Source organism: Anaeromyxobacter terrae (assembly GCF_022690685.1).
Lineage (GTDB): Bacteria > Myxococcota > Myxococcia > Myxococcales > Anaeromyxobacteraceae > Anaeromyxobacter > Anaeromyxobacter terrae.
The window spans coordinates 1-10,558 of the sequence record NZ_JALCYY010000104.1 but is presented as its reverse complement, the minus strand read 5'-3'; the positions used below and the strand labels follow the sequence as shown (position 1 = coordinate 10,558).

At 75.5% G+C, this 10,558-nt stretch carries 9 protein-coding genes; 5 read left to right on the top strand and 4 right to left on the bottom strand.

Going from position 1 to position 10,558, the window contains the following annotated elements:
- The 3 genes from MNY62_RS24660 to MNY62_RS24650 all read left to right on the top strand — a co-directional run.
- The coding region (locus tag MNY62_RS24660; protein WP_242346985.1) for a tetratricopeptide repeat protein at positions 1-1,133 on the top strand (1,133 nt) is incomplete at its 5' end.
- A 57-nt stretch (positions 1,134-1,190) separates the two neighbouring features.
- The gene (locus tag MNY62_RS24655) at positions 1,191-1,664 is read left to right on the top strand and encodes a MarR family winged helix-turn-helix transcriptional regulator (protein WP_242346984.1); all 474 of its coding nucleotides are present in this window, start codon (positions 1,191-1,193) and stop codon (positions 1,662-1,664) included.
- Positions 1,665-1,818: 154 nt separating this feature from the next.
- On the top strand, positions 1,819-3,315 hold the full coding sequence (locus MNY62_RS24650) for a TolC family protein (RefSeq protein ID WP_242346983.1): 1,497 nt from the start codon (positions 1,819-1,821) through the stop codon (positions 3,313-3,315).
- A 116-nt stretch (positions 3,316-3,431) separates the two neighbouring features.
- On the opposite strand, the gene MNY62_RS24645 is transcribed toward MNY62_RS24650, so the two are convergent.
- Positions 3,432-4,379 (bottom strand): diguanylate cyclase, encoded by a 948-nt coding sequence (locus MNY62_RS24645; RefSeq protein ID WP_242346982.1) that lies wholly within the window; start codon positions 4,377-4,379, stop codon positions 3,432-3,434.
- A gap of 140 nt (positions 4,380-4,519) precedes the next feature.
- Here MNY62_RS24645 and MNY62_RS24640 point away from each other — a divergent pair, with 140 nt between their 5' ends.
- Positions 4,520-5,377: a DUF72 domain-containing protein gene (locus tag MNY62_RS24640; RefSeq protein WP_242346981.1), complete on the top strand. Its 858-nt coding sequence runs from the start codon at positions 4,520-4,522 to the stop codon at positions 5,375-5,377.
- Between the two features lie 94 nt (positions 5,378-5,471).
- Here MNY62_RS24640 and MNY62_RS24635 read toward each other — a convergent pair whose 3' ends face one another.
- From MNY62_RS24635 to MNY62_RS24625, 3 genes are all read right to left on the bottom strand, one after another.
- Positions 5,472-6,218: an exodeoxyribonuclease III gene (locus MNY62_RS24635; RefSeq protein ID WP_242346980.1), complete on the bottom strand. Its 747-nt coding sequence runs from the start codon at positions 6,216-6,218 to the stop codon at positions 5,472-5,474.
- A 325-nt stretch (positions 6,219-6,543) separates the two neighbouring features.
- Positions 6,544-6,804, bottom strand: a complete 261-nt coding sequence (locus MNY62_RS24630; RefSeq protein WP_242346979.1) for an HTH domain-containing protein — start codon at positions 6,802-6,804, stop codon at positions 6,544-6,546.
- A gap of 230 nt (positions 6,805-7,034) precedes the next feature.
- Positions 7,035-7,520: a hypothetical protein gene (locus tag MNY62_RS24625; RefSeq protein ID WP_242346978.1), complete on the bottom strand. Its 486-nt coding sequence runs from the start codon at positions 7,518-7,520 to the stop codon at positions 7,035-7,037.
- A gap of 206 nt (positions 7,521-7,726) precedes the next feature.
- Here MNY62_RS24625 and MNY62_RS24620 point away from each other — a divergent pair.
- Positions 7,727-10,558, top strand: a 2,832-nt coding sequence (locus tag MNY62_RS24620) for a VIT and vWA domain-containing protein (protein ID WP_242346977.1), incomplete at its 3' end; no start/stop codon positions are given.

Sequence of the window (10,558 nt, the reverse complement as noted above, 5' to 3'; positions counted from 1 at the left end):
GCCAGCTCGACGTCGCGGAGGCCGAGCTCGCCGCCGCGGTGGAGCGCGCGCCGCGCGTGGCGGCGGTCCATGCGGCGCGGGGCGAGCTCGGGCTCGCGCGGGGCGACACCGCCGGCGCGGAGGCCGCCTACCGCCACGCGCTCTCGGTCGATCCCGAGTGCGCCGCCGCCGAGACCGGCCTCGCGCGCATCGCGCTCGCCCGCGGGGACGCGGCCGGGGCGCGGGCGCGGCTCGAGCGCGCGCTCACGCTCGATCCGCGCGACGCGGAGGGGCACGTCACCTTCGGCGCGCTGCTCTGGGCGGCCCGCGATCTCCCCGGGGCGGAGAAGGCGCTCGAGACGGCGGTCGAGCTCCAGCCGCGGAACGCGGGCGCGCTCGTGCGGCTCGGCGCCGTGAAGCTGGAGCGGGGCGACGTCGACGGCGCCGTGCAGCGCCTCACCGCCGCCACCGCCGAGGCGCCGCAGCTCGCCGACGCGCAGCAGTGGCTCGGCCGCGCGCTCCTCGCGAAGGGGGAGACCCCGGCGGCCGTGGCGAAGCTGCGCCGCGCGGTCGAGCTCGAGCCCACGAACGCAGACCACCAGCTCCACCTCGGCGCGGCGCTCGAGCGGGCGAACGCGCTCGAGGAGGCGCTCGCGGCCTATCGCGCCGCCGCGAAGGCCGACCCGAAGCGCGCGGATCCCCACGAGCGGATGGCGCTCCTCTTCGCCGCGAACGGCCGCTGCGACGCGGCGGTCGGCGCGTACGAGAAGGCGATCGCCGCGGCGCCGCGCGTCTCGCGCCTGCGGATCGCGCTCGGCGACTGCCAGCTCCGGCTCGGCAAGGCGGAGGACGCCGCGAAGGTGTTCCGCGAGGTGCTCAAGGCCGAGCCGAAGGCGGTGCCGGTGATCTACCGGCTGGGGCGCGCGCTGCACGAGTCGGAGGGCGAGCGCGCGGCGCTCCCCTGGTACGAGCGGGCGGCGCGCGAGGAGAAGGACAACCCGATGCCGCACTACTACCTCGGCTACCTGTACAAGGAGCGCGGCGAGCGGCGGCGGGCGATCGAGGAGTTCAAGGCGTTCCTCGCGCTGCGGCCGGACGCCGACGAGCGGAAGGACATCGAGGCGGAGATCGAGGATCTGGGCGGGACGCCGTAGGCCTCGGTCGTTTCCCTCTTGACGGAGGCCGACATCCCGTCCTAGAGACAGTCCGCAATGCGGAAGATCTCGCACCCCGAGCTTCGCCGCGAGGCGCGGGCGCTCCGCGAGCGGATGATCGCGCTGGCGCGGCGCCGCTCCCTGCGCGACCCGGTGGCCGCGAGCTGCGGGGAGCTGGAGCTCACCCCGCCGCAGATCCACGCGCTCCTCTGGCTCGGACAGGACGGCCCGCTCACGATGGGCGAGCTCGCCCGGCGCGTGGCGGTGACGGAGAAGACGGTCACCGGGATCGTCGACCGGCTCGAGCGCGACGGCCAGCTGCGCCGCGAGCGCGACACCCTGGATCGGCGCGTCGTCCGCGCGCGGCTCACCGCCCAGGGCGAGCAGCTCTTCCGCCGCATCGACGCCGACATCGAGGAGAAGGTCGCCGTGATACTCGCCGCGCTCGACCCCCCGGATCGCAAGGCGCTCGCGCGGATCCTCGACAAGCTCGTCCTCCGCCTCGGCGTCCCGGAGGAGGGCGGGAGATGACGCGCGCCGCCCGAAGCTCCACGCCGCACCCGGCGGCACCGGACCCTTTCACCGTGACCGCCCGGCGCGATCCGCTCGACCCCTTCCGGGGGGCGGCGTTCGCAGGCGGACACGAGGTAGCAACACGCACCCACGCCACCCGGCGGGAGGAGACATGAACGCAGTGACCGCAGTGACCGTGCTCGCGCTCGCGGTGGCGCAGGCGCCGGAGCCGTCCCCGAGCGCCCCTCCCGCGCCGCAGCCGCAAGCGAGCCAGCCGGCGCCGCAGGGCGCCCCGCCCGCGCGGCCCAGCCTGGAGGCGCAGCCCGCGCCGCAGCCGGCGCCCGCCGGCGAGATCATCACGCTCGAGCAGGCGCTGCAGCTCGCCGCCGCGCGCAACCTCGACCTCAAGGCCGCGCAGGCGCGGCTCCGCCAGGCCGACGAGATCTCGGTGCAGGCCTGGTCCCGCTACCTGCCGCAGGTGAACGGGAGCGGCACCTACACGCACAACATCCCCGACGCCAAGCTCCCCGCCGGCACGTTCGGCCCCGGCAGCCCGGAGATCACGATCCTCGCGAAGGATCAGCTCGCCGGCCAGGTGGACGCGAGCCAGGTGCTCTTCTCGCCCGCGCTCATGTTCGGGATCCGCGCCGCGTCGAAGGCCGAGGACGTCTCACGGCTCACCATCGACAACGTCCGGCGCGACATCATGTTCGGCGTGGCGCAGGTCTACTACGGCGTCGCCGCGCTGAAGCAGTCGGTGGAGGTGTCCGAGCGGCTCCTCGAGGTCGCGCGGCGCCAGGAGAACGACGCGCGCGTCCGCTACCAGGCCGGCACCATCGCCAAGGTCGGCTTCCTGCGCGCAGAGATCGACCGCGCGCGCGCGGAGCAGGACCTGCGCCGCGCCCGGAACTCGTACGAGTCGTCGCGCATCGCGCTCGCGACGCTCCTCGACCGTCCCGTCGACTTCGAGGTGACCTCGCCGCCCGAGCCGCGCCTCCCCGAGGTGCTCGGCACGCTCGAGGAGGCGGCGCTCCGCGAGCGCCTCGACCTCCAGGCGGCGCGCCGGAACGTCGAGCTCCAGCGCGCGAGCCGCAACGCCTCCGTCGGCCGCTACCTGCCGAACGTGGCGGCGTTCGGGCGCTACCAGATCCAGAACGCCGCCGGCTTCACCGGCGAGGATCACCAGTGGGCGGCCGGGCTCGGCCTGTCCTGGACGCTCCTCGACGGCGGCCTGCGCGAGTCGCAGATCCGCGAGGGGAACGCGCGGATCACCGAGGCGGAGGCGAGCGCCGCGAGCGCCGAGGCCCGCGTCCGCGCGCAGGTGCGGCAGTCGATCCTCGATCTCGAGAGCGCCCGCGCCAACGCCGCGAAGGCGAAGGAGCAGCGCGACCTCGCCGCCGAGAACCAGCGCCTCGTCGACGTCTCGTACCGCGCCGGCGCGGCGACCGCCGTCGAGCAGGCGGACGCGACCGCCCAGCTCCGCAACTCGGAGATCGCCCTCACGACGGAGTCGCTCTCGGCGCAGCTCGCGGCGGTGAGGCTCCTGCAGGTGGCGGGCGAGTTCGATCCGCGCCGGGCGCAGCAGGCGCAGCCGGCGAGCGGGCCCGCGGCGCCGGTCGGGACCACGCCGTCGCCGGACGGGGCTGCGCCGCCTGCGCCCCAGCGCTGACGGCGCCAGGAGTCGAGCGCGCCGCGCCCCGTTCACCGCGGGGCGCGGCCGCGCGCCGGACGTCGGTCGCTCGTGAGGACCGCCGCGAGGCGGGCGTCGGTGTCGCGAGGGGGGCGCTATCCGCCCTCTGCGGCGGCGGCGGCGCTGCCGCCGGCGGCGATCGCGATGACGCGGTTCCGCCCGGCCTGCTTCGCGAGGTACAGGGCGCGGTCCGCGGCCTCGAGCAGCTCCCGATCGCTCCGGCCTGCCACGTACTCCGCCAGGCCGATCGAGACGGTCACGCCGATCGACACGGTGAGGCCGAGGTCGTGGCCGTGCCAGGCGCAGCGGCTCCGCTCGACCGCGCGCCGGATCCGCTCCCCCAGGGCGCGCGCGCCCTGCAGCCCCGTCTCGCGCGCGACGACCACGAACTCCTCGCCGCCGTAGCGCGCGAGCACGTCCTCCTTGCGGATCGCGCCGCGGAGCACGAAGGCGACCATCTTGAGCGCCTCGTCGCCGGCGAGGTGACCGTGGCGGTCGTTCACCGCCTTGAAGTAGTCGACGTCGGCGAGGAGCAGCGAGAGCTCGCGCCCGTGGCGCTGCGCGGCGGCGAGCTCGGAGGCGAGCCGCTCCTCGAGGTGGCGGCGGTTGAAGAGGCCGGTGAGCGGGTCCTGGAGCGCCCCCTCGGCGATCTTCATCTGCCAGCGGGCCTCGAGCTCGTCCGCCCAGACGAGCTTGAGGGTGGTCGCGCCGCCGATCTGGACGCGGGCCCCGTCGGCGAGCGTCTCCTCGACGACGCGCCTCCCGTCGACCCAGGTCCCGTTCGCGCTGCCGAGATCGCGGATCACCACGGCCGCTCCCTCGACCCGCACCGCGGCGTGGCGCCGCGAGACCGCCTCGTCGACGATGCGCAGGTCCGCGTCCTCGCGGCGTCCGATGACCACCTCGTGGCCGGGCGCCAGCGGGAAGACGTCCCCGAACTGCGGGCCCGAGAGGACGAGCAGGAACCCGTGCCGCTCGGACGCCGCAGAAATGCTCGGCAGCGCCGTGTAGGTGCGCTCCTTCTCGTCACGCCTCGCCGGCATGGTCCCACCCCCGCCGGGATTCTACTCCGGGAGGACCCCGGACAGCGACCGGGCAGGAGTCCCGAAGCCGCCCGACGCGCGCCGGCGCCCCCCGGCCGAGCCCTCCCCGTGTCCTCGCGCCGGCGTTACCCGGAGGGCGTGTGATCCGATTCGGGCCTGCGGGGTGGGAGTACGTGGACTGGGGCGGGATCGTCTACCCCAGGCCCGAGCCGCGCGGGTTCGACCGGCTCCGCTTCCTCGCCGGCTACTACGGCACCGTCGAGGTGAACGCGACGTTCTACCGGCCCTTCACCGCGCAGGTGGCGGCGCGCTGGCTCGAGCGCGTCGCGGACGTCCCGGAGTTTCGCTTCGGCGCGAAGATCTGGCGCCGCTTCACGCACGAGCGCGCGGAGCCCCACGGCGCGAAGGAGGTCGAGGAGGGGCGCGCAGCGCTCGACGCGCTGCACGCGGCGGGGAAGCTCGGCGCGGCGCTGCTCCAGTTCCCCTGGTCGTTCAAGCGGACCGACGCGAACGAGGAGTGGCTGCGCGGGCTCTTCCGCGCGTTCGCGGGGCTGCCGCTCGTGCTCGAGGTGCGCCACGACTCGTGGGACGTCCCCGACGTCTACGCCGAGCTCGCCGAGGCGGGGGTCGGGATCGTGAACGTGGACCAGCCGCTCTTCCACCACTCGATCCGCCCCGGCGCCGCGGTCACCTCGCCCGTCGCCTACGTGCGGGTCCATGGGAGGAACTGGAAGGACTGGTTCCGCAAGGGCGCGGGGCGGGATGCCCGCTACGACTACCTGTACTCCGCGAAGGAGCTCGAGCCGTGGGCGGACCGGATCCGCGCCCTCGACGCCGCCCCGGCGCACCCCGACGTCTACGTGGTCACGAACAACCACTTCGAGGGGAAGGCGCCGGCGAACGCCACCATGCTCGAGGCGATGGTGAGACGCCGGAAGGTGGACGCGCCGCCGCCGCTCGTCGCGCGGTACGGGGAGGCGTTGAAGCCCTTCGTTTGAGCGCGCGAGCTCTCACGCGCGGCGGTGCGCTGACGGTCACGATCCGGAACGCCGCGATCACGGGTGCCGGGCCGCCACGGCCCCGGCCCATCGCTCACGCCAGCTCGGCGACCACCGGCGCGTGGTCGCTCGTGCCGAAGTCGGCGAGGACAGCGCAGCGCGTCGCCCGGCTCGCGAGCGCGGTGCTCGCGAGCACGTAGTCGATCCGCCAGCCGATGTTGCGCTGGCGGAGGTTCCGCCAGGGCGCCCAGTAGGTGAACAGCCCCTCGTTGTGAGGGTCCATCGCGCGGCCGAGGTCGACGAGGCCGTGCGAGAGGATCTTCTCGATCAGGGCGCGCTCCTCGGGGCGCTGACCGATGACACCCGCCTTGCGCTCCTTGGGGTGGACGTCCTGGTCCGTGCGGGCGACGTTCAGGTCCCCGGCGATGACGAGCGGGCGGCCGGCGGCGCAGGCCGCCTCCACCCAGCGGTCCATCGCCTCGAGGAAGCGGAGCTTCGCCGGGAAGTCCTTGCCGCCGTTCGGGACGTACACCGAGGCCACGGTGACTCCCGCCACCTCGGCGACGGCGATGCGGGTCTCGAGGTCGAAGTCGGGGTGCGCGAAGGCAGGTCGCTCGGGCGCGAGCTCGCGCCGGACGTGGAGGCCGACGCCGGAGTACGCGGTCGCGCCGTGCCACAGGCACCAGTAGCCCTCGAGCTCGCAGAGCGACGGGGGAACGCGCGCCGGCGGTGCCTTGATCTCCTGCAGGCAGACGACGTCCGGCCGCTCGCGCGCGATCCACTCCGCGACCTGCGCCTCGCGCGCACGGATGCCGTTCACGTTCCAGGTGCCGATCTTCAAGCGCTCGCCCCCATGAAAGGCCCTTCATAAGAACGTGCGGTCTGGCCGGCCGCACGTCCTTGCCGGGCCGGGCGAGCGGAGCCGAGAGAGGGGCGCGCGACGAAAAAAGGGCCGTGACCCGGCGCTCGCGCGCCCGTCACGGCCCTCCCCCCCGGCGGATCCCTGATATCAGACGACCGCTCCAGCTCCCGGGGCGGTTGCTGCGGTCCTTCACCGCGGGCGTGGGGCGACCCAGGCGCAGCCGGACGAAGCTGCGCCGGAGCGAGCCGGTGGGGCCGGAGAGCGCCTCGTGGGCTCCGCCCGCCAAGAGCTCCGCTCCACTTCCTCAGCGCCGGCGCTCGCCCCGTGGAGCGGGCCTTCGCCCGGCGGCAGGGGACCACTCGCCGGGGGCGACGCTGAAGTAGAGCCGCTGACCTCGCCGCTCCTCCACGACGGGCACGCCCGCCTCCGAGAGCGCGTCGAGGTCGCGCTGCGCGGTGTTCTTGGAGACGCCGCAGCGGCGGGCGAGCTCGGTGAGCGAGAGCGGCTCGGTCGCGGTGGCGAGGAGCTTCCAGAGCGAGAGCCGGCGGGCGAAGGTGGTCGACATGGCGCGGGGCCGCGGGCGGCGCGGCGAACGGGCTGAACCCGCGGTCTAATGCCGCACGCTCGGTACAGCACCTCCCGACACGCACCCACCGCACCAGGGGACCGGCGCGCGAGGGGCTCCGCCGGGGTCCTCTGCGCGTGAACCTGCCAGTCGCGGTCGCACGCGCTCGACCGTGTCGCGAGGGGTCGGATGTTGAGAAGCTCGACACCTCGACGACCTCGGCGGCGCGGTCAGCGCCTGCGCTTCGAGCGGCTCGTGAACTGCCGGACGGCCATGGCGGCGATGCCGGCGAGGACGGCGCGCGCCACGGGGCTCGCCAGGAGGCCGCCGGTCTCGGGCGTCGTCTCGTTGGCGGCGAGGAGCTGGCGGATCATGCCGCGCCGCTCGCCGTGCATGCGCGAGAGGAGCGCGGCGAGGGCCTGCGGATCCTCGAGCCCCTCGTCGTGGACGCCCGGGTAGTTCAGGTCGGACCTGCGGGCGCTGCGCTGCAGCTCCTCCACGAAGCGATGGCGCTCCTCCGGCGCGAGCCGCTCCACGCTCGCGAGCGCCGCCTCCTGGAACTCCGCCGGCCCGATCTCGTCGGACACGCGGTCGTAGTTCGCGATCGTCTCCTCGTCCCTGAGCTCGTCCCAGGGAGCGCCGCGCTCCCAGCGGCGCGTGAAGTCCTCGAAGCTCTCCCGGCCGAGCCCCTCGAGCAGCGCGTCGAGCATCCCCATCGTCGTTCCCTCCAGTTGGTCGCCTACCTCAATGTCGCGAGGGCGGCGGCCATCGACAACGCCGCGCGACCCGGGTCCGCGCGGGGCCGCGTCTCCGCGTCCTCCGCCACGTGGCCGGGCGGACACAGCGCACGGAAAGCGCTGCGGGGTCGTACGTTCGCGCGGGGGCACGGCGGTTGCTCAACGGAGCGGGAAAGGGAGGGCCCATGCGCCCATCGCCCGCTTTCCACTCGAACCGCTTCCTCCTCGTCCCCGTCCTCGCCGCGCTCGCGCTCGCCTGCTCGCGTCCGGCCCCGCGGGACGTCCCGTCCACCGCTCACCCGCCGCCCTCGTCCGGCGCGACCGCCGCGGAGCGCTCCAGGCTGCCGCGCGCCGACCTCGTGCGGCTCGCCGCCCTCGTCGCGGCGCTGCCCTCGCCCGCGACCCTCGAGCCCGGCCCGTCGCCGGCCGCCGAGGAGCCGCCGGCGGCGTTCACGCCCCGCCTCACCGGCCGCACCTCCGACGGGAAGGAGGTCCTCGAGTTCCCGCTCGTGCACACCCGCGTCGTCGCGCAGGTCACCGGCAACGTCGCGCGCGTCGAGGTGACCCAGTTCTACGCGAACCCGTCGCCCGACCGGCTCGAGGCGATCTACGCGTTCCCGCTGCCCGCCAACGCCGCGGTCACGGACATGCTGTTCCGCATCGGAGACCGGGTGGTGCTCTCCGAGGTGCGCCGCCGCGAGGAGGCGCGCCGGACGTACGAGGCGGCGAAGCGCGAGGGCCGCACCGCCGCGCTCACCGAGCAGGAGCGGCCGAACCTGTTCACCCAGTCGGTCGCGAACGTGCCGCCCGGCGAGACCGTCGCGGTCGTGCTGCGCTACGTGCACGAGGTCCCCTTCGACGACGGGCGCTACGCGTTCCACTTCCCGACGACGATCGGCCCGCGCTACGTGCCCGGCGAGCGGCTCGCCGCCGGCGCAGGCGGGGCCGCCGGCCCGGGCTGGGCGCCCGACACCGATCGCGTCCCGGACGCGTCGCGCGTGACGCCGCCCGTCGTTCCGCCGGGCGCGCGCTCCGGGCACGACGTCGACATCCTCGTCCGGCTCGTGCCCGGGGGCGCGTTCGACGAGGTCGAGACGCGGAGCCACCGCGTCGTGACCGGGCTCGAGCCGGGCGGCGCGCGGCTCGTCGCGCTCGCCGAGGACGACCGCATCCCGAACAAGGATTTCGTCCTCACCTGGCGGCCCGCCGGCGAGGTTCCGGCGGCGCACGCGGTGGTGCAGCGCGAGAAGGGCGAGGACTTCCTCATGCTCTTCGTGCAGCCGCCCGCGGAGGTCGCCCCGGCGCTCGTCCGGCCGAAGGAGCTCGTGTTCCTCCTCGACAAGTCGGGCTCGATGATGGGCGCGCCCTTCGACCGCCTGCGCGCGCTCGTGCTGCGGGCGCTCGACGCGATGGGGCCGGACGACACGTTCCAGCTCGTGGCCTTCGACGGCTCGGCCCAGGCGATGACGAAGGCGCCGCTCCCCGCCACGCCGGCGGCGGTCGCGCGCGCGAAGGAGTGGCTCGCCCGGCTCGAGGGCGGCGGGGGCACGGAGATGCTCGAGGGCGTGCGCGCCGCTCTCACGCCCCCCGAGGATCCGGGCCGGCTGCGCATGGTGGTGTTCTGCACCGACGGCTTCATCGGCAACGAGACGCAGATCATCGCGGCGGTCGAGGCGCTCCGCGGCCGGGCGCGCGTGTTCGGGTTCGGCATCGGCACCTCGGTGAACCGCTACCTCGTCGAGGGCGTGGGCCGCGCGGGGCGCGGCGCCTCGGAGGTGGTGTCGCTCGACGAGCCGCCGGACGCGGCGGTGGCCCGGCTCTTCAAGCGGATCGACCGCCCGGTGCTCACCGACCTCGAGGTCGGGTTCGAGGGCGCCGCGGTGACGGACCTCCTCCCGGCGCGCCTGCCGGATCTGTTCGCCGGGCAGCCGCTCGTGGTCGCCGGGCGGGTCCAGGGCGGGGTCCCCTCGCACGTGGTGCTGCGCGGCCGCCTCGGCGAGGTGCCCTGGGCCTCGCGCGTCGCGGTCGCGGAGGCGCGCGTGGACGCGGGCGAGGGGACGGGTCAGCCGGTCCTCGGGACGCTCTGGGCGCGCCGCCGCATCGACGACCTCCTCACCGCGCAGCCCGTCGCGCCGGCCGCGGCTGCCATCGAGGAGACGGTCGCGCTCGCGCTGCGCTTCAAGCTCGTGACGCAGTACACCTCGTTCGTCGCGGTGGAGCGCGCCCTGCGCGTGGACCCGTCCCTGCCGCTCGCGCAGGCGCTCGTGCCGAACGAGCTCCCCGAGGGCGTCTCCCACGAGGGCATCTTCGGCCCGGCCTCCGAGGTGGACCTCGCGCCCGCGCGCGTGAAGCCCGGCGATCCGGAGCTGCGCGTCGCGGCGCCGCCGAGCGCGGTCTCGGTGACGGTCGCGCTCCCCTTCGAGGCCGCCCCGCGCGAGGCGATCCGCGATCCGCTCCGCGGCGACTTCGTGCTGCGCTTCCTCGTCCCGCCGGCCTGGCCGGACGGGAGCTACGAGGCGCGGATCACGATCCACCACGCGGGGGGCCGGCGCGAGGAGCGGACCGCGTCCATCCGCGTCGACACGACGCCCGCGGCGATCGCGGTGCTCTCGGCGCCGGCGACCGCCGCGCCCGGCGAGGCGATCCGCCTCGCGCTCAAGCCCGCGCTGCCCGCCTCCCGGCTCCGCGCGCTGGCAGGGCGCCCGGGCGGACTCGCGAACGCGGTGAAGGGCGCGATGGAGGTGAAGGAGGTGCTCGTGCGCGCGCCGTGGGGCGAGGTCGCGCGGGCGCGGATGGAGGGGCCGCTCGGCGCCTGGGTGGCGGAGCTGCACGTCCCGGCGGCGGCCCGCGCCGGCGCGGCCGACCTCGAGGTGGTCGCCTCCGACGCGGCCGGCAACGTGAGCCGCCGGAGGGTGGCGCTCACGCTCATCCCGGTGCCGCCGCCGGGCGCGCCGGACGCAGCGGGCGCGATGCTGCTCGCGGGCGCCGGCGGCGGGCTCGCGCTCCTCGCCCTCGGC

Excerpts from the sequence above, each read along its gene's own strand:
- MNY62_RS24655 (WP_242346984.1), top strand. The coding sequence starts at position 1,191 with ATGCGGAAGATCTCGCACCCCGAGCTTCGCCGCGAGGCGCGGGCGCTC.
- MNY62_RS24650 (WP_242346983.1), top strand. The coding sequence starts at position 1,819 with ATGAACGCAGTGACCGCAGTGACCGTGCTCGCGCTCGCGGTGGCGCAG.
- MNY62_RS24645 (WP_242346982.1), bottom strand. The coding sequence starts at position 4,379 with ATGCCGGCGAGGCGTGACGAGAAGGAGCGCACCTACACGGCGCTGCCG.
- MNY62_RS24630 (WP_242346979.1), bottom strand. The coding sequence starts at position 6,804 with ATGTCGACCACCTTCGCCCGCCGGCTCTCGCTCTGGAAGCTCCTCGCC.
- MNY62_RS24625 (WP_242346978.1), bottom strand. The coding sequence starts at position 7,520 with ATGGGGATGCTCGACGCGCTGCTCGAGGGGCTCGGCCGGGAGAGCTTC.